Annotated in this window: 20 protein-coding genes and 4 tRNA genes; 17 read left to right on the top strand and 7 right to left on the bottom strand. The window is 37.5% G+C overall.

What is annotated here, in order from left to right; translation table 11 throughout:
* Nucleotides 1-354: 354 nt before the first annotated feature.
* Entirely contained in the window at nt 355-3,078 is a 2,724-nt protein-coding gene (locus AC0L6O_RS03760; RefSeq protein WP_473306434.1) for a DUF11 domain-containing protein, read from the bottom strand.
* 685 nt (nt 3,079-3,763) lie between these two features.
* Here AC0L6O_RS03760 and AC0L6O_RS03755 point away from each other — a divergent pair.
* Complete coding sequence (locus AC0L6O_RS03755) at nt 3,764-4,438, top strand: helix-turn-helix domain-containing protein (protein WP_473306432.1); 675 nt, start codon at nt 3,764-3,766, stop codon at nt 4,436-4,438.
* A 181-nt stretch (nt 4,439-4,619) separates the two neighbouring features.
* Here AC0L6O_RS03755 and AC0L6O_RS03750 read toward each other — a convergent pair whose 3' ends face one another.
* On the bottom strand, nt 4,620-7,403 hold the full coding sequence (locus tag AC0L6O_RS03750) for a Kelch repeat-containing protein (RefSeq protein WP_473306430.1): 2,784 nt from the start codon (nt 7,401-7,403) through the stop codon (nt 4,620-4,622).
* A gap of 189 nt (nt 7,404-7,592) precedes the next feature.
* Between AC0L6O_RS03750 and AC0L6O_RS03745 the strand changes: the two genes are divergently transcribed.
* Nucleotides 7,593-8,234: a GntR family transcriptional regulator gene (locus AC0L6O_RS03745; protein WP_473306429.1), complete on the top strand. Its 642-nt coding sequence runs from the start codon at nt 7,593-7,595 to the stop codon at nt 8,232-8,234.
* 16 nt (nt 8,235-8,250) lie between these two features.
* On the opposite strand, the gene AC0L6O_RS03740 is transcribed toward AC0L6O_RS03745, so the two are convergent.
* From AC0L6O_RS03740 to AC0L6O_RS03720, 5 genes are all read right to left on the bottom strand, one after another.
* Nucleotides 8,251-8,877: a hypothetical protein gene (locus AC0L6O_RS03740; RefSeq protein WP_473306427.1), complete on the bottom strand. Its 627-nt coding sequence runs from the start codon at nt 8,875-8,877 to the stop codon at nt 8,251-8,253.
* 59 nt (nt 8,878-8,936) lie between these two features.
* Nucleotides 8,937-9,611, bottom strand: coding sequence for a hypothetical protein (locus AC0L6O_RS03735; protein WP_473306426.1), 675 nt, complete (start codon nt 9,609-9,611; stop codon nt 8,937-8,939).
* 174 nt (nt 9,612-9,785) lie between these two features.
* Nucleotides 9,786-10,298: a hypothetical protein gene (locus AC0L6O_RS03730; protein ID WP_473306425.1), complete on the bottom strand. Its 513-nt coding sequence runs from the start codon at nt 10,296-10,298 to the stop codon at nt 9,786-9,788.
* A 40-nt stretch (nt 10,299-10,338) separates the two neighbouring features.
* Complete coding sequence (gene hemE, locus AC0L6O_RS03725; protein WP_473306423.1) at nt 10,339-11,358, bottom strand: uroporphyrinogen decarboxylase; 1,020 nt, start codon at nt 11,356-11,358, stop codon at nt 10,339-10,341.
* Between the two features lie 96 nt (nt 11,359-11,454).
* A complete protein-coding gene (locus tag AC0L6O_RS03720) occupies nt 11,455-11,925 on the bottom strand; it encodes a thioredoxin family protein (protein ID WP_473306422.1) in 471 nt (156 codons plus the stop codon).
* Between the two features lie 498 nt (nt 11,926-12,423).
* Here AC0L6O_RS03720 and AC0L6O_RS03715 point away from each other — a divergent pair, with 498 nt between their 5' ends.
* The 15 genes from AC0L6O_RS03715 (at nt 12,424) to rplL (ending at nt 21,372) form a co-directional block, all read left to right on the top strand.
* Nucleotides 12,424-12,990: an RNA polymerase sigma factor gene (locus AC0L6O_RS03715; protein WP_473306420.1), complete on the top strand. Its 567-nt coding sequence runs from the start codon at nt 12,424-12,426 to the stop codon at nt 12,988-12,990.
* A complete protein-coding gene (locus AC0L6O_RS03710) occupies nt 12,977-13,879 on the top strand; it encodes a hypothetical protein (protein WP_473306418.1) in 903 nt (300 codons plus the stop codon). The genes AC0L6O_RS03715 and AC0L6O_RS03710 overlap by 14 nt, the downstream gene beginning before the upstream one ends.
* A gap of 23 nt (nt 13,880-13,902) precedes the next feature.
* Nucleotides 13,903-14,931 carry a porin family protein gene (locus AC0L6O_RS03705; RefSeq protein WP_473306417.1) on the top strand — a complete coding sequence of 343 codons (1,029 nt, stop codon included), beginning with the start codon at nt 13,903-13,905 and terminating at the stop codon, nt 14,929-14,931.
* Between the two features lie 183 nt (nt 14,932-15,114).
* Nucleotides 15,115-15,197: transfer RNA gene (locus AC0L6O_RS03700), tRNA-Tyr, on the top strand.
* 21 nt (nt 15,198-15,218) lie between these two features.
* Nucleotides 15,219-15,291: transfer RNA gene (locus AC0L6O_RS03695), tRNA-Gly, on the top strand.
* 7 nt (nt 15,292-15,298) lie between these two features.
* Nucleotides 15,299-15,370 (top strand) — tRNA-Thr (locus AC0L6O_RS03690).
* Nucleotides 15,371-15,476: 106 nt separating this feature from the next.
* Nucleotides 15,477-16,664 (top strand): elongation factor Tu, encoded by a 1,188-nt coding sequence (gene tuf / locus AC0L6O_RS03685; protein WP_473306415.1) that lies wholly within the window; start codon nt 15,477-15,479, stop codon nt 16,662-16,664.
* Nucleotides 16,665-16,737: 73 nt separating this feature from the next.
* On the top strand, nt 16,738-17,949 hold the full coding sequence (locus AC0L6O_RS03680) for a TCR/Tet family MFS transporter (RefSeq protein ID WP_473306413.1): 1,212 nt from the start codon (nt 16,738-16,740) through the stop codon (nt 17,947-17,949).
* An 81-nt stretch (nt 17,950-18,030) separates the two neighbouring features.
* Nucleotides 18,031-18,101: transfer RNA gene (locus AC0L6O_RS03675), tRNA-Trp, on the top strand.
* Nucleotides 18,102-18,116: 15 nt separating this feature from the next.
* Complete coding sequence (secE, locus tag AC0L6O_RS03670; RefSeq protein ID WP_111372623.1) at nt 18,117-18,308, top strand: preprotein translocase subunit SecE; 192 nt, start codon at nt 18,117-18,119, stop codon at nt 18,306-18,308.
* Nucleotides 18,309-18,314: 6 nt separating this feature from the next.
* Nucleotides 18,315-18,869, top strand: a complete 555-nt coding sequence (nusG, locus tag AC0L6O_RS03665) for a transcription termination/antitermination protein NusG (protein WP_341227919.1) — start codon at nt 18,315-18,317, stop codon at nt 18,867-18,869.
* 359 nt (nt 18,870-19,228) lie between these two features.
* Nucleotides 19,229-19,666 carry a 50S ribosomal protein L11 gene (gene rplK / locus AC0L6O_RS03660; RefSeq protein WP_341227920.1) on the top strand — a complete coding sequence of 146 codons (438 nt, stop codon included), beginning with the start codon at nt 19,229-19,231 and terminating at the stop codon, nt 19,664-19,666.
* Between the two features lie 54 nt (nt 19,667-19,720).
* Nucleotides 19,721-20,419, top strand: a complete 699-nt coding sequence (gene rplA / locus AC0L6O_RS03655; protein ID WP_473306410.1) for a 50S ribosomal protein L1 — start codon at nt 19,721-19,723, stop codon at nt 20,417-20,419.
* A gap of 2 nt (nt 20,420-20,421) precedes the next feature.
* Complete coding sequence (gene rplJ, locus AC0L6O_RS03650; RefSeq protein WP_341227922.1) at nt 20,422-20,955, top strand: 50S ribosomal protein L10; 534 nt, start codon at nt 20,422-20,424, stop codon at nt 20,953-20,955.
* Nucleotides 20,956-20,994: 39 nt separating this feature from the next.
* Complete coding sequence (gene rplL / locus AC0L6O_RS03645) at nt 20,995-21,372, top strand: 50S ribosomal protein L7/L12 (RefSeq protein WP_473306409.1); 378 nt, start codon at nt 20,995-20,997, stop codon at nt 21,370-21,372.
* Nucleotides 21,373-21,506 lie beyond the last annotated feature (134 nt).

The raw sequence follows: 21,506 nt of genomic DNA, 5'->3' as shown, positions 1-21,506 counted from the left end.
AAATCAGACTAGTTCAGTTCATATTTCTATTCTTTTTTGCTCCTTTTATAAAAAATATGTTCACCAATAAAGAGGAGCTCTTGAGGTTTTATTTAAAGGCCCTCTAAGCAAAATGGTTCAAATCCCTTTTATCGAAAATTTCAAGAAATTCTAATAAATACAGACCTTAACCTTATTAAAATTCCTGCGGAAGAACTAGCAGTAAGGCTATGATAAGGTTAAATCTTTTTTTCTCATTATTTAACATTTCTTTGATCGTAATACTATTTCAGGATGGAATAAATTTATAAAAAAAAGAGGTCGCCCACCTTTAATTGATGAAACAACCTCTTTTTTATTAAGACCTTATTTATTTTACTTCGTCTTTACAATAGTAATTGGAATACATAAGGCCGCTTTACAGCTAGAGCAATTGAAAGGTGGCGTTACCGCAATATCTGTACTACAGCCATTTATTTCATCAGTAAGGGTTACACTAAATGAACCACTAGAAATATCAAAGCTTCCTGTTTCACCACTAGGTTGACCTACGTTTAACCCTGTTATATTTAAGCCATTCCCTGTAATTGAATAAGTATGGCCCAAGGCTCCCGTAGGTGTAATATTGAAACTAAATTTATCATCTGCCCCATCATCGTCCGTTCCATTATTATCACATAGCGTTACAATGTTTGGTACGGCCAGACTTTGATTAACCACAACATTGAAAGTGTCAATTGCGATACAACCGCCTTCGAAAGTAGCCTGCAATATATATTGACCGCTATTTGACACAGTGGCAGAATTAATATTCACCCCGTTGGTTGACAAGTATGAACCGTTTGGTAGCGTCCATAAATAATTTGTTATAGTTCCGGTACTGGTGCTTGCCGTAAGGTTAATAGAACTTCCAGAGCATAAACTCTCTGTTCCGGCAATAGTCACCTCTGTGGCTACTCCACCAATTACGATAAAAGGACAGCATAAGCCAGTAACACAGCCAGACTCATTATCAATATCGACCGTGTAAGACCCTTGCGATGAAACCACAAGTGTATTACCCGTTTCGCCAGAAATAGGAGAACCGTTAAGATTCCACTGATAAGAAGTATATCCCGCTGCCACACTTAAGGTTAAAGAATCTCCTCCACAGATTTCGTAAGGTACACTAGAACAAGCCAAACCATGGTCATCTTCATTAAGGTTGTTATTCGCTGGGGTAGAGTCTACGTCTGTTTGGTCTACGGCTATTACTTCGGCAGCATTAGAGATAACGCCAGAGCCAATAACTTTTACTGAAATGCTTAAGGTAACAGTATCTATTGATGCCATCACATTTCCAATCTCCCAAATCCCACTTATAGGGTCAAAAGTAGTCCCTGCAAATGCAGTATGTCCAACGTATTGCGTTTGTGAGGGTAATTGATCTAAAACCGTAACTCCTGTAGCTGCAATACCCGAAGCTTCATTCACTAAAATCAGCGAATACTCTAGCGTGTCACCAATAGCAGCCACTTGGCTATTTACCGTCTTCATAAGATTCAAATCTATATTACATGCCACAGGGTCACATGGATTATTAGGGTCACTCTCCAATGCGTCTACCTGGCCATTAAAGTTTTTATCTTCAGCACCGTCCGTATAGCCATCATTATCTGTATCAGGCTCTAATGGGTTTGTGGTAGTACTTGGGTCACTATCTGGTATAAAAACAGACACATTAGTATACTTATTTGGTGAAGTAAGACCAACCTCAGTACCGTCTTGTATTCCATCATTATCAGTATCTTTTAGAAGCGGGTCTGTAGCTGTAGTCAAAGGAGAACTTGCGAAAATCTCTGCATAGTCTGAAAGACCATCATCATCTGTATCTCCATCAAAAGGATCTGTAAAATATGTTGAATTTTCATCAATGTCAGAAATCAAGTCATTGTCATCATCTAAGTCACAGTCATCCGGAATTCCATCTCCGTCGTTATCTCTTAAATCATTTCCTGCACATTTGTCTAAACAATCATAAACACCGTCTCCATCGGTATCGATAGCTGTGTAGGCATAATAAACTCTGACATCAGATAATAAACTCAACACCGCACTTACTGTAAGTCTGATTTCATCAAAACTCTGCGTTGTTTTAAATGATAAACTTTGTATCGACGAATTACCCAGAACACTCGCCTTCACCAGAGAGTTGTTTGCCGCAAATGATTGTTTTAATACTCCTCCCTCATAGGTAGATATGATAATATTTTCAAGAGCACCAATATCTAAAATCCCTGAAGAAGGTGAAATGGTAAACCCTGCTTCCGTTCCTGCTGGTTTAGTAGAACCAACACTCACTGAAATAGAACCACTACCTAACACTCCAACTGTTTGACTAATGGTAGCAAAAAGAGTGGTATCATTATTCACTACGTTTGCCCTATCGCTTACAGAACATAGGACACAAATACCGCTTATTCCTGTACGAGCATTAACAACACTTGCTCCAGAAGAGGCTGTTACCGCTTCAATACAGTTACTTGGACAAATAGTGGGTTCTTCAAATGCATAATATACACGTAGGTTAGTCAATAACGACAAAGTGCCGTTTACCATAATTTGAATCTCGTCAAAATCAGAAGTGGATGTGATACCAATTTTTTGAAGTCCTGATGAACCACTAAGTAAACCCAATGAAACTAATCCACTACCTGTAGTTCCAGCCTGAACTAAAACATCATCTTTGTAAAGATTAATGGTAAGATTAGATAATACATCAGCACTAAGAATACCTCCAGCAGTTTGTATCACAAAACCAGCTTTATAACCAGAAGGGTATAGGTAAACAGAATCTTTAATAGACAATGCAGTACCACCTCCAAGTAAGGCTACTCCAGTTTGCATTTCAGTATAATTACTTAAATCTCCGTCAATAGATCTTCCAGAAGAAGATACGCCCCCGAGAAGATTAATCCCAGCACTTCTAGCTTGATTTATGAAAACGCCTGCTCCCACTATTGGGTCAGTACATGTCCCGTTGTTTTCTGCAGTTTGAGCATATAAAAAGGATGGAAAAAGAAATAGAATAAAGAAAATAAATTTGATGTTTTTTCTCATAGCATTTGTAAGTTTTTTATGAAAATGCTATCGGCAATTTATATACCCTTAGAGTACCAAATACCCAAATTTGAACTAATGGAATACTTAAATGAACAGAAGGACAAATTACGTATATTGATAAGCTTACCTTACCTTATGTATATATACGTAAATACCAACATTCGCTCCAATTTTTCGTCTATTGAATCAGTACTTAGATTGGCTACACTTTGATTCTCTGTTTATTTTTGATTGATTTAGACTATTAAAACAGGTTTCTGCTTGTTTTTTTTTAACACCATGAAGCATAAAAAAACAAATGACGCAGTTTAATTTCAGCGTAAAAGATCCTTTTACATTTTGGGAGAATATTTTAGAACATCATGAGGTATGTTCCACTGCAGATGAATTCGACTTAAACGGGAAAATAGGGTTCGGCAGTTACTCATTTAAAAGAATTGACCCTAACATTAATTACTTACAGTTTAACATTAAACTAAATGAATCTATTAAGTTTAACTTTCATGAAACAGAATATGCTAAGAATTATAAAATAATTTTATTCCATAAAGGTTCTCCCAGTGCCATCAGATTTCTAAACTCTAAAAATCAGAATACTGCTATTAGTAACGTTACCCCAATCCCCGGATTCGGGAAAGATAACACCTCCATTTCATGTCATCTTTTATCACAGTTCAGTGATATGCCAGATTTTATTATTAAGAAAGATGAAGCCTGTACATTTCACTTATTGTTCTTGAACCAAAATGTACTAGACCAAATGCTCCCCGATAATGTCAGCCTCAACTTTCAGGAGCCCTTGTATAACATACGGCAATCCTCTGAAATAATTGCTCTCAATAAAGTTGTAAGCTTTAACAAACTATTTGAAACCCTTAATCTCTTTCATGATAAGTTCCATGGGAATAAATTTGAAAAATTTGGAGATTTTTTAAAAATGCTCGGAGATTACTTCTTCGTAGTTAAGTTTTTGAAAGATTCTCGCCAGAAAAGCTCCTCAGCACTTGACGATAAAGACTTCAAAAAACTAATGCAAATAGAACGGAAGCTCAACCAAAGTTTATATTCCTGTCCTCCAACTTTAAAAAGTTTAGCAGAGGAGTTTGGAATGTCTAAAACAAAAATGTGCGTAGACTTTAAGGCCTTTTATGGGAAAGGGATTCTATGTTATTACAATGATTTAAAGTTAAAACTTGCGAAGGAACTACTTGTTAACACTAACCAGAGTATGAAGGAAATATCAAATCAGCTTTCCTTTTCAAATCAAAGTAATTGTAATAAATGGTTCAAGAAAAATGCAGGGACCACACCAAAAAGCTTTAGAAAGGGAGAAATTAAACACAGTCATGCCAAATAGGTATCTTATACCTTTTATCCAGGCCTTTTATATTGATTAAACTCCAAACCCTATGGAGCCAGGCTTGTTTTTCTGCGATTAGGTAACTCCAAGCAGTCTTTTGAAACACATTTAGAGAACAAAAAAATGAGACGATAGATTAAACATCAATCGTCTCATTTTAAGTTAAAAGAGTGAATTTCTATCTCTTAATCAACACCACCCAGTCCTGCTCCTCATTATTAGGCGACAGACCTAAACTTTGAATAGAACCACCTTTTATATTTTTCAAACTACCTGCTTGAAGTTCACCACCTTTTAAAGGGTCATACCATTGAATGGTAAAATCTCCTGAAACTCCTGACAGGTCAATTTTAGCTTCACCTTTTTTAGGAAGATAAACTGCATAGACTTCATTTGGCTTTGTCAAACAATACGCTTCTTCTTGATTTATCAAACCATGCTTCGGTGTCATTTCCCAATAAGGAAGATGATTTTCAAAAAAGGCTCTCGCATGATTAGAAAGGTCCCACAGCTGGTCTCTTTTTCTCCAATCTTCAGAAGTCAAATCGTTATGAGGATGCTTCGCTCCAAAATACCACTCCACACCTGCCGCACCAGACATTAACGAGCCCCAAAGCACATAATGACGTAACGAATCATGACCTGGATTTTCCTCATCCATAACAGCTCCTGTGTGCCATTTTCCTATCTCATCCATGGTAATTAACCACTCGTGGTTCTTTTCTTTTGCCTCCCTTCTCCAGTGCTCTATCACCTCCGCAGTTTCGGTACGCTCTGCCTGTTGAAGAGACAATCCATCCACGTATTTATTACCCACTATATCTTCTAAAATATCAGACCTTAAAGGGTCTTCCGAGTGCGTATGTAATAATACTGGATGATTATAAGGGTCGTTTTCTTTAAGATACTTTGCCATCGCTTTCCTTTGAGCATCGTTTTGCCCGACTGGTGACCAACTAGCTGGCCCATTTTCTTCGCCTAAATTCCACACCAAGGCAGGATTATGACCAAACCTCGCTATTAATTCATTAAAATATAGCTTCCTCATAGGGCCGGTATCTCCACCGTCTAACATGGTTTCATTCTCCGTTTCTTGAATCACAACATGAAGAAGAAGACCTTTTGACTGCATATGGTCAAATAAAATTTGCCATTGCTCTAGCTTACTCACATCAAACCTTGTAAAATCTTTTTCACTGGTATACGGCCACACATCTTTTCCATCTCCCAGAATGTTCATACTCAAAAAGTACACGGTGTTCATTCCTTTTGACGACAAGTAATTCATGGCACCAATGATGGATTTGCCTTTTCCATTTTGCCAAGTTGGGTCTCCTAATTTCCAGTCTTTTTCATGGTTTGCATATTTATGCAATTCTTCTGAAGCAGTAGCCTCACCATCACTCGCCTCCGCCGAAATTCTGAAAGTACCGTCAAAACCTTCATAAGCGAGAAGGTTCTCTGGACTGTTAGTTCCCATTTTTAACCAATACTTATTGGTATCGTTAAATTTGAAGTAACCTTCACTTGCCACCAAACGGCCTTTTGCTCTAAAATCTGCTTCATCTTTATCAGAAGGAACCACAATAAACTTTCCTTCAGAATTAGTGATGGAAACAGCAGCACCTGCATTCCCATCATTACTTAAAGCTATGTTTTCACCTTTTTGTAAGCTCGCTTTGTAAGTCCAATCGCCAATTTTATCTGGAGTAAACCTAACATTCCAAATAGCCCCTGCATCTGCACTAGTCTCGCCAGCATTTCCATCGGCAGCGTAAAAACCTCTAATGGTTTGATTACTTTCTTTATGCTTAAACTCTACTAAAAGTCTGTAATTCAAAAATGGATTATCAGCAGCACTTTCAGAAGTTTGAGGTCCTTCAAAAGACAAGGTCACTGTATTTAACTTGGTATAAACTGGCGTTTTTATGACACCCTTCAAAGGAACAAAAGAAGATTTTTCAGGTAAACGCAAACGCTCTACAGACTTAAGTTCCGGCTCTCCACCAGGTTTCCCACAGCCAGATGCCGTGTAAACATAATCACCAATCACCGCAAAACCGGTACCATGCCTTCCTCTATTAAATGATGGCCAAGCCTCCCACATTTCTGTCAGGGTATTGAAAGCTTCCACCTCATTTTGAGCTAAATCCATTCCTGCTTGCTCTCCGCCACCTATTATCACCAAATTATTATGAGCAAAAGCAAAACTTCCTGCTCGCTGAGTAGGTATGGCCAAATTACTAGTCACTGGCTGCCATTTGTCTTTTTTGAAATCGTAAATATTGCCATGCTGAATCGTTCTCGACATGTCTTCTCCGGTTCTTCTAGAGCTATTTCTTCCACCAAATGCATACAATTTATCATTAACAGCCACGGCCTGAAAATGGTCTCTGTCACTTGGAGCATCTTCCAAAACCTCCCATTCTCCAGTTTTAGGGTCATAAGCATCGAACCATGCTTTTGAGCCGTCCATGTGTCCATTAGTAATTCCACCTACCACATAAATCTTATTATTATAGACCACTGCCCCTGCTCCTCCTCTTCTTCTATCTTCAGGAATAGTATGGCCAAATTCATATTTATCTTCCTTTGGGTGATAAATCACGACCTTCTCTAATGGTTTTTCATTTGGCCACTGTCCAGTCATAGCACCTACTATATAAATAGCTCCACCATAACTTACTGGCTGAAAATGATGTAATTCTAAGGGTGTCTTCGCTTTTGAAACCCATGTATTTGTTGCCGGGTCAAATTGTGAAGTTTCATTTATTCTTCTACCTCCTAAAAGATATATTTTAGAATCATGAGCTACTAAGCCAGCTTCATGCCGAGCCACGGGTTCGCCATTGACGATTAATGTGTTCCATTGCCAGTTTTCTGTTTGAGGTTTTACACACCCCACTAAAAAAATAAAGCCCAAGAGGCCTAGAATACGACTGAGCGGTTGAAATTTTCTCATTAAAAAATGTTTGTTTTTGTTGTTCTCTTCAGGTTGCAATTTGTAAAAATCATGGGCTTAGATAAAACATAAGCCTCTCACTTCATGACACTTAATAAATAGCTAGACTAAACTAGCAAACTGTTTAATTTACCTATCCTAACAAATCTAGTGATTTTCCAATACTTTTGTATACAAAATACAGTATACATGATAAAGCATTCCGACCTAAGTAAGCTAGCATACCATGAATTAAAAAACAGAATACTGAAAGGTAATCTGGTAAAGGGGCAAAAACTGGTTCAGGAAAAAATAGCGGCAGACTTAGGCATTAGTCGCATGCCCTTACATAAAGCACTTCAAATGCTGGAAAGTGAGTTTTTGATTGAATCTGTACCCAGAAAAGGCTACTTCGTAAAAGAACATAACTTAAAAGATAAGATTGACGCTTTTGAATGTAGAGAAGTACTAGAAGGATTGGCTGCCAGAAAGCTGGCCAAAAATCCGGAACATAAAAAAATAGCAGACAAACTAGCCTCCTTTTTTAAACCTTACTTAAACAATACTTATATAAATAGCGAAAGTTATCGCAAAGCCGACCAAGATTTTCATAATACCATCTGTGAGTTAAGCAATAACACCGTTTTACAAAAGATGGATGCCTTGGCAAATTACTTACAAATGACTTTTATTTATGGATTATTAAGAACTCCAGAAGAAACACTCCCTGAGCACATGGGCATAATAGAAGCCATTAGGGAAGGAAACGGAGAAAAAGCAGAACTCCTAATGCGTAAGCATGCTTCCATTACCATAGATAAATTAGAAAAAGAACTTAAAGCTTCGCTTTAAATTATTATCAAAACTTTTAACGTCTTCCATTATAAGGCAAAATCTTAGCTAATTGCCTTGCTGTCTCAGCTCCTAGCCTCTGTGGCGTATCCATTCTGCTAGTTGGGTTTTGGCTTAATTTCTTTTGCCATAATAACTCCCCCGTTCTTCCATCGTATAAATTTCCATAAGTAGTTGCTCCGCCAGGTAAAGCACTAAATCCAAAGGGTGGATTAACCACAATACTAGTTTCTCCCCACACCACCGCATCCACATTCAGTACGCGGCATAGGTCGCCTTTATCTAATTTAGGAATGTCATAAATTTTAACTCCTGAAGACTCCAAAAGCTTGTTTGTTGTCAAAAAGTCTTGAACTACTTTTTCAAACTTTCCTTTTTCTACTTGTTTCGCCACAGAAATAAAACACTCCTTCTGCATATCTAAACCAGCTAATCTTTCTTGCTCTCGCCAATACTCAACACCAGTTCTTCCTCGTCTATTCTGCTTATATTCCTCATTAAAACTTACTTCAAAAGGAAGTACCGCAATTTTCTGGTGTCTTGAAATAGCACTCTGCACATCTGCGGAAACATATGGAGCATTTGAAGCACAACTTGTCACTATATAACTTAGAACCACTAAAGCCGTCAATATTCTTTTCATACTTATAAATACGCTTTTAGGGACAAAATTGTTGTATTTAATATGTACTTCAAAAGCTTCTATAAAAAAGTTATTTCTTTATAGCCGCCAGCCCTCTCCACCCTTTGAGGTAAATCTTTCAAAAGAGAGCTAATATTGTCTAAGACCAAATGCCCAAGTTTATTGGATCTCCCATTTACAGAAACAGTTGTTTTTTCTCTCCAAACCAACTTACCATTTCTCGCATCGTACATGGAAATAAAAAAGACTATTTTCTCTATACGTTCAATTTCATCATAGTTTTCAATCCAGTCAGAATCATTTACACCATCATAAAACTCACAAACTACCAAGCCATCAACATCCAACGTATTTCCAATATAAACCCTGTCGGCTCTCGACAAGCTGGAATATTGTAATTTATGACGCTTTACTTTTGAGTTAGATTCTAAAAAGCTCTGAAGTGCCAAATCAAGCTTACCCTCTGCCACTCTCTTTGCCAAGCCAATGAACAACTCCCTTTGAAGATAACTAGGTCTTAGCAGGCTTGATTCATCCCATTGTTTTTTTTCTTCTGAAAAAGGGTAAGCCATTGTCTTGCTTTGAAGCACGGCCACCTTCCCTATGTAGGCATCTTGATTAATAATAGAAGACTCTTGAAGGCCCGTTGGATATTCAACAACTTTATTAAATCTTCTTTGACAGGCCGAAAAAGAGAAGGTCAATATGAGACATATGATAAAATTTCTATTCATAATAGCTTAGTTTAAATGATACTTTGAATCCACCAAAGCCCAAATAAACATAAACTACTGATAAACAATTAACTAAAAAGACAAAAAAGGTTCTATACGAAATCTAACTTACTATTTGAATTTTCATAAATCAAGCGATTAACTGGCTTGATTCTGTCCTAAAATCCTAAAAAATTAATAAGGAAGAGCTTTAACTAATGCCAAAATACCTCTACGAACCATCGACGGTCTAATTTCCCCTAAATTATACTTACTACTAACTTCAGTTTTTTCATCCCAAACAAGCTTTAAGGTCTTAGTGTCATAAATTGAACAAAAGACTGTAGTGACAACATCTCTTCCACCCACAGACTCTTCCAAAGAAGATTTACAGATAATGATGGCGTCAACTCCTAAAACCCGACCAAGCTCACTAGAATCAAAGCCCTCTTCTTCTATGCCCTTATCTTTTAAAATTCTATTGGTCTCTATATAACTTTGAACCGATACCTCCTGTCTACCCTTGCTTACCTGCTCCGCAAGCGTGACAAAAAACTGCTTTTGTTCAAGGCTTTCATAAGGTAAGATGGCTATCTTCTTATGAATACCACGAAAACTTGCTTTTTCAACGTTGCTTTCACCCCCATTGGGAACAGTCCGAACACAGGCAAAAGTCGAAAAAAGGAAAAGATAAATTACGTACTTCATTTTTATGGATTTTTTATGAAAAGCAAAACCCTCGATTACGCTACCAAGCCTTCACTGTATCAATAAAACACTTCACATTATCGGGATTCATATCAGGATATACTCCGTGTCCTAAATTTGCGATATACTTCTGCTTACCAAATTTATTTAGCATTGCAGTAGTTTCTTTTTCTATTTCTTGGAAAGAGCCATATAACACACAAGGATCCAAATTACCCTGTAAAGTCTTATTTGGGATTAACTTTCTTGTCTCCAGAATATCCATATTCCAGTCCATTCCTACTACGTTACAGTCTAACTGGCCTATTTCTTCTCTTGCAAAATATGCTCCTTTGGCAAAAACAGTTACGGGAACGTTATTAATAGCTTTACAAATTTGAGAAATATATGGTGTAGCAAAAGCTGAGTATTGACTTGGAGAGAGTATTCCAGCCCAGCTGTCAAAAACCTGAACTAAATTAGCTCCGCAAGCTACTTGAGCTTTCAAATAAGTAATAGTTACATCTGTAATTTTCTGTAATAACTGATGCGACAATTCAGGCTCTGTATAAAGCATTTTCTTGGCTTCAGAGAATGTCTTAGATCCTTTCCCTTCTATCATATAGCAGAAAATAGTAAAAGGAGCTCCAGCAAAACCTATTAAAGGTACCCTTTCAGACAAACCTGTTTTGACTAATTTGATAGCATCTAGTACATAAGAAAGCCTGTCTTCAATATCCCCTGTATTAAGAGCGTCAACCTCAGCCTTAGAGTTAATTGTTTTTCTAAAGATAGGCCCTACTTTTTCTACCATCTCATATGGCAAATCCATTGCCTCAGGTACTACTAAGATATCCGAAAATATAATTGCAGCATCCACTCCTAAAATATCGACTGGTTGAAGCGTTACTTCCGCCGCCATTTCAGGACTCTTGGCCAAATTAATAAAACTACCTGCTGTTTTTCTCACAGCACGGTATTCCTTTAAAATTCTACCTGCTTGCCTCATTACCCATACAGGTACTCTTTCTTGGTCTTCTCCTTTGGCCGCTCTTAAGAGCAAATCATTTTGTAAACTCATGCTGCAAAAATAACAGGTCTTTAAACGAGATTTATTTTTTTACATAAAAAAAGCCAACCTACTGATTGACTTAAGTGTTTATATTGAAAAGCTACGTTAGTTCATTACATATTGCTCTTTCTTTGAGGAGCTCAAAAGCCTATGAGACTCGTCCAAACCGTCTAGTGTTTTTGTCAAATAGTCAGGATAATAAAACCCTTTAAGTTTTGTCACCTCATTTCCTTTATAGTCCGCTATCAATAACGTTGGAAATTCTTTCACACCAAAACGTTCTACAATTGCCTTTCCATCTTCCGAATCTATGTTCACTCTGTAAACTAGATAATTATCATTTAAGTACTCCGCTAAGCCAGCATCTGAAAAAGTTTCTCTATCCATCTTTTTGCAAGGTCCACACCATGAAGCCCAAAAATCTAGTATGATTGGTTTATGTTGTTTCTTAGCTGTCCTAAGGAAATTGTCATAAGTGCCACTGTAAAATTCTACAGTCTTTACATCTTTATTAGAAGTCCAGGAACTAAGTGTGATAAGAGAGAAGGCCAGAGCCAGTATGGTAAGTTTTTTCATTTTGCACGAGTATTTATATGTAATATTTTCAATTACCGTGCCAAAGATAAATAATATTATTCTGTGATTTAGAAAGCCTACTCAAAATAAGGCTGTTAGACTGAAATAATTACTATTTAAAATATTAACCCCTCTAAAAACTTAGAGGGGTAATATGCTCACCTTTTAACCTAAATTCTACATTGAATTTCAAATTCTTTATAGGAGTACATAAACCTCAGCCTAAAAACTAATAGAATTTCGACTTACTTTATGCCCTCATTTGTTAAAGTACGCATAATTCTAAGGTCAGTAGTGTAGAGTCGATTTACCATCAAAATCATTCGTTAAAACCATTCATTGGGTCGATGGCAAAAACCTTAAGTCAAACATCATTCTCCATGTCCAAAAAATTAGTTTCCCTTATTTAAGTAGATTCCCAGACTTAAACACTTTTTTTAGCACCTCGTGCAACCATCCGAGATAAAAGATGCATCTTAGGTTTGAAACAGGCCATTTATGACAAAAATTTTATCCTTGTTTAGCTCAGAACACAATCTGGCAAAAGCATTAAAACGAGGAGACAAAAAAGCTCAGAATCACTTATACGAACGCTACTCAGGTTTGATGTTCGGTATATGCATGCGTTATATGGGTGACCAAATGGCCGCAGAAGATGTAATGCTCAAAGGTTTTATGAAAATCTTTGAAAAGATTGACCAGTTTAATTTCAAAGGAAGCTTTGAAGGATGGATTAAACGCATCATGGTAAACGAGGCCTTAATGAAACTAAGGTCTATTAAAACAAAAGAGGTTGGGATTGAAGACGTTTCTGTCTCAAATTTTGAAACACAAGCTTCTTCTAAACTAGAAGCGGAAGACTTACTCTCCATGATCAACACTTTGCCGCAAGGCTATAAAACGGTTTTTAACCTCTACGCCATTGAAGGTTTTAGTCATTCCGAAATTGCAGAACAACTGGGCATTTCGGAAGGTACATCCAAGTCACAACTGAGCAGAGCACGAGCAATGCTCCAAAAAAGATTAGAAAATCAGGATAACAGCTTAAAAAATGAATTCAATTAAAAACAAAAAACATCCAATAGATGAGCTTTTTCGCCAAAAGCTTTCTGGTTTTGAAATAGAACCCTCTCTTGAGGCGAAAGAAAAGTTTTTGGCTTCTATCAACACAGAGGACTCTTCTAGAAAACCCTTTTGGTACTTCTCAGCAGCTGCTGGAATAATATTTATTGGTGCCTTAAGTTGGTTTTTCCTTAATAATAGTTCTGATTTCAATACAGATTCAGCTTTGGCGGAGCATTCTGTGGAATCAACTAAAACTAAAACACAAGCCACTTCTGAAAACACTATTTCAACTCCGGAACCGGAACAAGAAGAGCTTACAAATTCAACCAGTAAAAAAGAACCTGGTACACTACCTGATAAAGAAATACGTCAAATAGAAAACACTGGTATTCAAAAAACAATTACTCCGAAACCCGTAAAAAGTCTAACTGGTATAATTGAAACTGATGAGCTCATTCAAGACAGACTTACCTTGGCTCTACAAGCGGCTGAAGATAAAAAATCTAAAAATGAAGCTGATTTAAAGGCTGAAGATTTACAAACTTCAAAAGACCTCTTCCAAACAAGTGTTGGCGAGACTATAATCATTGTTGCCACGGAACTTGATACAGAAGAGATATATTTACCAGAAATAAATTCTGATTCACCTATTACTTTAGCTGAAGCTGAAGACCTAGGTTCCTCTATTTTAGAGGAAGACCGGTCTTTAATGGCTAAAGTATTCACTGAACTTAAACATTTGAAACATGGAGAAAAAACAAGTTTCAATAGCATTACAGCATCAAGCGACCAATCTATCCTTAATAATGAAGACGGCTTTATAGGGCATGAGACCATGCAATTCAAAGAACGATTCAGATGGGTTAAAGGAAAACTTTCTAAGCAATAATCTTATTCATCAGCTATTTTACAATGAAAAAACTTTTAGTGCTACTTAGTCTAATTTCTTTCCAAACAGCTTACAGCATGGAATGGGCAGCTGCAGACACCACCATTCTTTCATTTTCTGATAATTCGCTCAATAAAAGAGTGACAGTCATAAGCACCGGAAATAAAGAAATAGATATTCCTATTACATTTAATCTTGAAAAGCTATTAACTGAGCTCGGCCTAGGCAAAGATGAGACTCAAAATATTCTGAATGATATCCAAAACGACAAATATCGAAATGACACATTAAAGGTAATGAGCCCTTCGGGTCAAAAACTTCAGATTGTTGGAATAAGCCCTCATCAAAAATTTCTTGAAAAAATGGATGATTTTGAGGAGGCCCTAGATGAAGACAATTGGGAGTCCGCAGATAATCAAAACAACCATTCACCCGAATCTAGTCCAAAATTCTTTCCTCGAAGCGATTTTGGATTTTACATAGGTCTTAATAACTATAAAAACTCATCCACCACAGCTCCATCACAGCTAAGCAAACTTAGGCCATGGAGCTCCAGATACCTTGCGTTTTCTTTTAGAAAAAATGCAACGCTCTCAAAAAGCAAAAATCTTGACTTAGCCTTTAGCTATGGTCCAGAGTTTGCGATTTATAATCTCATGTTTGAAAACAGCAATGGTATTGTAAACCAAGATGGGCAAGTCACCTTTGAAACATTAGGATATGAGACCAAGAAGTCAAAACTAACAGTGCCTTACATAAACCTTCCTTTATTATTGAGCCTCGGAACAAAAAAGCAAGGTTTTAAATTAAGCTTAGGAGGTTACATGGGCTATAGAATAGGCAGCCATACCAAAACAAAAGATACAGACGGAAACAAAGAAAAGATACGAGATGGATTTAACCTTAATAGATTTAATTACGGCCTTACATCCGAAATTGGAAAAAAAGGTGGGCTGTCATTTTTCTTTAGGTACGATTTAAAACCACTATTTAAGTCAAATCAAATAAATGCAAAAGATTTACAAGCATACAGTTTTGGCATACGATTATAAGCAAATGGCTCGTAATTAGGCTCTTAAAAATTTCTTTTAAGCGAACCAGCCAAAGTCACTTTTACAACCTTGAAAAAAAATAGGTTTTTTTTAATCAATGTTTTGCCAATTCAAAAAATCGCCCTACTTTTGCAACTCCTTTTTCAGGAACAAGTTCTTTGTCTAGTAAATATTACGATTTTTGGGGGTGTACCAGAGTGGCCAAATGGGGCAGACTGTAAATCTGCTAGCTTTCGCTTACGGTGGTTCGAATCCATCCGCCCCCACAGTTTTTTAGACGCAGAAATGCGAGTGTAGCTCAGCTGGTAGAGCGACAGCCTTCCAAGCTGTAGGTCGCGTGTTCGAACCACGTCACTCGCTCTAAAAAGCCTTCGTAGCTCAGGGGTAGAGCACTTCCTTGGTAAGGAAGAGGTCGGCAGTTCAATTCTGCTCGAAGGCTCTCCTTGTTTCGAGTAAAAGGAGGTGTTTATCACTAGAAGTTTTTCTATGTGATTTTTTATTTTGATTTTTACATCGGATTTAATATAATTTAATTTAATAACAATATGGCAAAAGAGAATTTTGACCGTAGTAAGCCTCACGTAAATATTGGTACTATTGGTCACGTCGATCACGGAAAGACAACTTTGACTGCTGCGATTACAACAGTACTAGCAGGTAAAGGACTTTCAGCTTTAAGAGACTTTTCATCTATTGATAATGCTCCTGAAGAAAAAGAGCGTGGTATTACTATTAATACTTCACACGTTGAGTATGCAACTGCTAACCGTCACTACGCACACGTTGACTGTCCTGGTCACGCGGATTACGTAAAAAACATGGTTACTGGAGCGGCTCAAATGGATGGTGCCATACTTGTTGTTGCTGCTACTGATGGTCCTATGCCACAAACACGTGAGCACATCCTTCTTGCTCGTCAGGTAGGTGTTCCTGAGTTAGTAGTATTTATGAACAAAGTTGATATGGTGGATGATCCTGAACTACTTGAATTAGTAGAAATGGAGATTCGTGAACTATTGACATTCTATAAATTCGATGGTGATAACATTCCTGTAATTCAAGGTTCAGCACTTGGTGGCTTGAACGGAGAAGAAAAATGGGTTAAAACTATTGAAGAATTAATGGAAGCGGTTGATACTTTCATCCCTCTTCCAGAAAGAGCGACTGATAAGCCTTTCCTAATGCCAGTTGAGGATGTATTCTCTATTACTGGTCGTGGAACTGTAGCTACTGGTCGTATCGAAACTGGTGTAATTAACTCTGGTGACGCTGTAGACATCTTAGGTATGGGTGCAGAGAACTTGAAGTCAACTGTAACTGGTGTTGAGATGTTCCGTAAGATTCTTGATAGAGGTGAGGCTGGTGATAATACTGGTTTACTTTTAAGAGGTGTTGAGAAATCTCAAATTAAACGTGGAATGGTAATCTGTAAGCCAGGTTCTGTTAAACCACATACTAAGTTTAAAGGTGAAGTTTACGTTCTTTCTAAAGAAGAAGGTGGTCGTCATACTCCATTCTTTAACAAATACCGTCCTCAGTTCTACTTCAGAACTACAGACGTAACTGGTGAAATCATGCTACCTGCAAACGTAGAAATGGTTATGCCAGGTGATAACGTAACTATCGAAGTTACATTGATTAATGCAATTGCTATGGATAAAGGTCTTAGATTCGCGATTCGTGAAGGTGGACGTACTGTAGGTGCAGGTCAAGTAACCGAAATAATAGAATAATCTCGAATTATTTTAGATATTAAAAAAGCACTCCTCACGGAGTGCTTTTTTTGTGTAAAAGGCATTCCATAAAATGAAAACAAGAAAAGCCGCTACTGTCTTTATATTTATAACTGTCCTTATAGATGTAATAGGAATTGGTATTGTAATTCCAATAATTCCAGCTCTTATCCAAGATTTAGTCGGTGGAACTATAAGTGACGCTAGTCAGTATGCCATGGGGCTTGTTTTAATATACGCTTCCATGCAATTTCTCTTCTCCCCTATCATAGGTGGACTAAGTGACCAGTATGGCAGAAGGAAAGTCTTACTTTTTTCCTTACTAGGGTTCGGAATCGACTCCCTTTTCCAAGCACTAGCACCTACCATTGGCTGGCTGTTTCTAGGCCGTACCATTGCTGGTATTACTGGAGCAAGTTTCACCACTGCAAACGCTTATATAGCGGATGTAAGCACCCCAGAGAAAAGAGCTCAAAACTTTGGCCTTCTAGGAGCTGCATTTGGCCTAGGTTTTATTATAGGTCCCACACTAGGTGGCGTTTTAGGTTCTTATGACACCAGACTCCCTTTCTACGCCTCTGCAGCACTATCTTTCTTAAATTGGCTCTATGGCTATTTTGTACTTCCCGAATCTTTAGCTCCCGAAAACCGAAGAAAGTTTGACATAAAAAGAGCCAACCCTATTGGCAGTTTACTAAACCTTAAACGCTATCCCTTTATTCTTTCATTGGTTGCATCACTATTTCTAGTTTATGTAGCTGGTCATGCTGTTCAATCAAGTTGGTCTTTCTATACTATAGAAAAATTTCAATGGACCGAAATGCAAGTCGGCCTTTCCTTGGGTTTTGTTGGGCTAATGATAGCCATTGTCCAAGGTGGCCTTATACGAGTCATCATACCTAAAATAGGTCAAGTAAAATCATTATTTGTTGGCCTAACCATAAATATGTTTGGGCTCCTTGCCTTCGCTTTTGTTAGTCAAGGCTGGATGATGTACGCTATTATGGTACCCTTCGCACTTAGCGGATTAGCTAATCCTGCGTTTCAAGGAATTATTTCTAGTCAAGTTAAACCAAATGAACAAGGTGAGCTACAAGGTGCCCTTACCAGCGTTTTAAGCATTGCCGCCATTGTAGGCCAACCCCTCATGTTAGGACTTTTCGGCTATTTTTCGGCAAAAGATTCTGAAATTTATTTCCCAGGAGCACCTTTCCTTTTAGGCTCATTTTTCTGCCTAATCAGTATCATTGTGACCAGAAAAATCCTAGTAAAACAAAAAGGGTAGAAGAAACATTTGATAAAGTAATTTTTCTTCCTACATTTGCAGCCCAAATACTCCCTCAAACGGAGTACTTTTTTTTTATACACGGGCATAGTTCAATGGTAGAATAGCGGTCTCCAAAACCGTTGATCAGGGTTCGAATCCTTGTGCCCGTGCTTTAATTTGATAAAATGGAAAAATTACAAAGTTTTGTAAAAGAGTCTTGGCACGAAATTACCAATGAGGTAACATGGCCTAAATTCAGCGAATTGCAGGCTAGTGCTACTTTAGTACTTATTGCCTCTATTATTTTCGCATTGGTGGTTGGAGCCATTGATTTCGTTATAGACAATGGTCTGAAGTTACTTTATCAATCATTCTAAAGAATTATGGAAGAAATAAACTGGTACGTAGTAAGAGCTGTTTCTGGCCAAGAGAAGAAGATCAAAATGTACATTGAGAATGAGGCTGAAAGAGCAAATCTTAAAGACTTCATTCCTCAGATTTTAATTCCTTCCGAAAAAATAGTAGAAGTTAAAAACGGTAAAAAGCGTGTTCGTGAAAAGAACTTCATGCCTGGTTATATGCTAATCCAAGCCGATTTAAATAACGGAGAGGTAATGCACATGATTAAAAGCTTACCAGGTGTTATTGGCTTCTTAAGAAAAGATGGTAACTCATCTATTGAACCAGAACCATTAAGACTTTCAGAAGTTAATAGATTCTTAGGTGTTCAAAACGAAGTTGAAGAAGAGGCTATTGACTCTAACATCTCATTCGTTGTTGGAGAAGCTGTAAAAGTTATTGACGGACCTTTCTCAACTTTTGAAGGTAGCGTTGAAGAAATTTACGAAGATAAAAAGAAACTTAGTGTTAGTGTCAAAATATTTGGCCGAAGCACTCCGGTAGAATTAAGTTACGTACAAGTAGAGAAATTGTCGTAACACATTTTCTACCATATATATTTAAAAGCTCGCTATGCAGATAGCGAGCTTTTCTTTTTCACCACCCTCATCTCCATAACTATCAGCATTTTATTCACAACAACCTTGCGTAAAACAAAATAATAAATTACTTTTGCAGTCCGTTTGAAGAATCATGTGATTTTAGAACGGCAAAAGGTCAATTGTTTTCTTGTCAGTTTGCTCTTCCAAGCAGCTGCTAGGCTTCCCCTGAGAATGGAATTGATCTTTTGGAGAAACGAATGAGCATTTTAAGTAGAAATAGCTGATTGTGACTTACGCTATCGAAACTAATTTGTGGTTCGTCATTTCGTATTTCTCAATATTAAACAAGTAAAACTATGGCGAAAGAAATCGCAGGATACTTAAAATTACAGGCAAAGGGTGGTCAAGCTAACCCTGCACCTCCTATTGGTCCTGCCTTAGGTTCTAAGGGTATTAATATCATGGAGTTCTGTAAGCAGTTCAATGCTAGAACACAAGATAAAATGGGACAAGTGGTTCCTGTGTTAGTAACATACTACACAGATAAATCATTTGAGTTCGTAATTAAAACTCCTCCTACGGCCGTATTACTTAAAGATGCAGCAAAAGTTAAGTCGGGTTCAGACCAGCCAAATCGTGCTAAGGTCGGAACTGTAACTTGGGATCAAGTTAAGGTTATTGCCGAAACTAAGATGCCAGATCTTAACTGTTTTACTGTTGAATCTGCCATGAAAATGGTAGCAGGTAGTGCAGCTAACATGGGGATTAGAATCAAAGGTGCAGCACCTTTCTAATTAAATTATTAATGGGAGCCACTTAACAGTGGCGTTATTTACCAAAACAAACAAATGGCAAGATTAAGCAAAAAAAGAAAAGAAGCTCTCGAGAAATATGATTCTACTAAGGATTATACTTTGGCTGAGGCTACTTCAGTGTTGAAAGAAATTTCATACACTAAGTTTGACGCTTCTGTTGATTTAGACATCCGATTGGGTGTTGACCCACGTAAAGCGGACCAAATGGTTCGTGGCGTTGTGGCTCTTCCTCATGGAACTGGTAAGAAGATCAAAGTTTTAGTTCTTTGTACTCCTGATAAGGAGCAAGAAGCTAAAGACGCTGGTGCTGATTACGTAGGTCTTGATGAATACATCGACAAAATTTCAAAAGGATGGACAGACATAGATGTGATTATCACTATGCCTGCTGTTATGGCGAAATTGGGACGTTTAGGACGAGTACTAGGACCAAGAGGTCTTATGCCGAATCCTAAAGCAGGAACAGTAACACCTAACGTTGGTCAAGCAGTTACTGAAGTAAAAGCTGGTAAAATTGACTTTAAAGTTGATAAAACTGGTATTATTCACGCTGGTATTGGCAAAACATCCTTTGGAGCTGAGCAGTTAGAAGCTAACGCTAATGAATTGATTCAAACAATCATTAAGTTGAAGCCATCTTCTGCGAAAGGAACATACGTAAAAGGCATTACATTGTCTAGTACTATGAGCCCAGGAATAAAAGTTGATCTTACCGGAATAAACGGATTGTAATCATGAATAGACAAGACAAAGGAGCGATAATTCAGGATCTGTCTGAGAAGTTTGCTAACAACCCATTTTTCTATATCACAGACGCAAGTGGAATGACCGTAGCTACTACTAATAAGCTACGTAGACTTTGCTTTGAAAGAGGTATTGAATACAAAGTTGTTAAAAACACTCTTATAGAGAAAGCTCTAGAAACACTAGACACAGATTACACGCCATTCAAAGAGTCAGTTTTGACAGGTTTTTCAGGCATTATGTTTCACCCTGAATCAGGGAAAGATGCTGCCAAACTTATCAAAGACTTCTTGAAAGAAAACAAGGATTCGATTTTACTAAAAGGTGCATCTATTGACGCTGAACTATTTATAGGTCATGATCAATTGGATATGCTTGCTAGCTTGAAATCTAAAGCCGAATTAATTGGCGACGTAATCATGTTACTTCAATCTCCTGCGAAAACCGTTATTGGTGGTCTGCAGAGTGGTGGTAACAAACTGGCAGGTATTCTTAAAACTCTTTCAGAGAAAGAAGCCGCCTAATTTTAATCAAAGTATAAACTATTTAAATTTTTAGAAATAATGGCAGATTTAAAAGCCTTCGCAGAACAATTAGTTAACCTTACTGTTAAAGAAGTAAACGAGTTAGCTGACATTCTTAAAGACGAGTACGGTATTGAGCCAGCAGCTGGTGGAGCTGTAATGGTAGCAGGACCTGCAGGTGATGCTGGTGCAGCAGTTGAAGAAAAATCAACTTTTGATGTAATTCTTAAATCAGCTGGTGGAAGCAAACTTCAAGTAGTGAAATTAGTTAAAGATCTTGCAGGCTTAGGCTTGAAAGACGCTAAAGACCTAGTTGATTCTGCTCCTAAAGCAGTGAAAGAAGGTATTGCAAAAGACGAAGCAGAAGCTTTGAAAAAGCAGCTTGAAGAAGCTGGTGCTGAAGTAGAATTAGCGTAAGCTATACTTCAACCAAACATCAGACTCGGTCCGATTTTCTTTGGAAAATCGGTCGAGTCTTTTGCTGTAAATAACAGCCGCATTCTAATAACACACAATAAAAGATATTCAAGACGTTAAACTCTTGATTAATT

It is taken from the genome of Arcticibacterium sp. GJ41-1 (genome assembly GCF_055808875.1).
The sequence above is the reverse complement of the archived record's forward strand: the minus strand, read 5'-3'. Positions and strand labels throughout refer to the sequence as shown.

Excerpts from the sequence above, each read along its gene's own strand:
- rplA (WP_473306410.1), top strand. The coding sequence starts at position 19,721 with ATGGCAAGATTAAGCAAAAAAAGAAAAGAAGCTCTCGAGAAATATGAT.
- rplK (WP_341227920.1), top strand. The coding sequence starts at position 19,229 with ATGGCGAAAGAAATCGCAGGATACTTAAAATTACAGGCAAAGGGTGGT.
- AC0L6O_RS03730 (WP_473306425.1), bottom strand. The coding sequence starts at position 10,298 with ATGAAGTACGTAATTTATCTTTTCCTTTTTTCGACTTTTGCCTGTGTT.
- AC0L6O_RS03760 (WP_473306434.1), bottom strand. The coding sequence starts at position 3,078 with ATGAGAAAAAACATCAAATTTATTTTCTTTATTCTATTTCTTTTTCCA.
- AC0L6O_RS03745 (WP_473306429.1), top strand. The coding sequence starts at position 7,593 with ATGATAAAGCATTCCGACCTAAGTAAGCTAGCATACCATGAATTAAAA.
- AC0L6O_RS03710 (WP_473306418.1), top strand. The coding sequence starts at position 12,977 with ATGAATTCAATTAAAAACAAAAAACATCCAATAGATGAGCTTTTTCGC.
- hemE (WP_473306423.1), bottom strand. The coding sequence starts at position 11,358 with ATGAGTTTACAAAATGATTTGCTCTTAAGAGCGGCCAAAGGAGAAGAC.
- AC0L6O_RS03735 (WP_473306426.1), bottom strand. The coding sequence starts at position 9,611 with ATGAATAGAAATTTTATCATATGTCTCATATTGACCTTCTCTTTTTCG.
- AC0L6O_RS03750 (WP_473306430.1), bottom strand. The coding sequence starts at position 7,403 with ATGAGAAAATTTCAACCGCTCAGTCGTATTCTAGGCCTCTTGGGCTTT.
- AC0L6O_RS03755 (WP_473306432.1), top strand. The coding sequence starts at position 3,764 with ATGCCAGATTTTATTATTAAGAAAGATGAAGCCTGTACATTTCACTTA.
- secE (WP_111372623.1), top strand. The coding sequence starts at position 18,117 with ATGGAAAAATTACAAAGTTTTGTAAAAGAGTCTTGGCACGAAATTACC.
- tuf (WP_473306415.1), top strand. The coding sequence starts at position 15,477 with ATGGCAAAAGAGAATTTTGACCGTAGTAAGCCTCACGTAAATATTGGT.
- rplL (WP_473306409.1), top strand. The coding sequence starts at position 20,995 with ATGGCAGATTTAAAAGCCTTCGCAGAACAATTAGTTAACCTTACTGTT.
- AC0L6O_RS03680 (WP_473306413.1), top strand. The coding sequence starts at position 16,738 with ATGAAAACAAGAAAAGCCGCTACTGTCTTTATATTTATAACTGTCCTT.
- nusG (WP_341227919.1), top strand. The coding sequence starts at position 18,315 with ATGGAAGAAATAAACTGGTACGTAGTAAGAGCTGTTTCTGGCCAAGAG.
- AC0L6O_RS03720 (WP_473306422.1), bottom strand. The coding sequence starts at position 11,925 with ATGAAAAAACTTACCATACTGGCTCTGGCCTTCTCTCTTATCACACTT.
- rplJ (WP_341227922.1), top strand. The coding sequence starts at position 20,422 with ATGAATAGACAAGACAAAGGAGCGATAATTCAGGATCTGTCTGAGAAG.
- AC0L6O_RS03740 (WP_473306427.1), bottom strand. The coding sequence starts at position 8,877 with ATGAAAAGAATATTGACGGCTTTAGTGGTTCTAAGTTATATAGTGACA.
- AC0L6O_RS03715 (WP_473306420.1), top strand. The coding sequence starts at position 12,424 with ATGACAAAAATTTTATCCTTGTTTAGCTCAGAACACAATCTGGCAAAA.
- AC0L6O_RS03705 (WP_473306417.1), top strand. The coding sequence starts at position 13,903 with ATGAAAAAACTTTTAGTGCTACTTAGTCTAATTTCTTTCCAAACAGCT.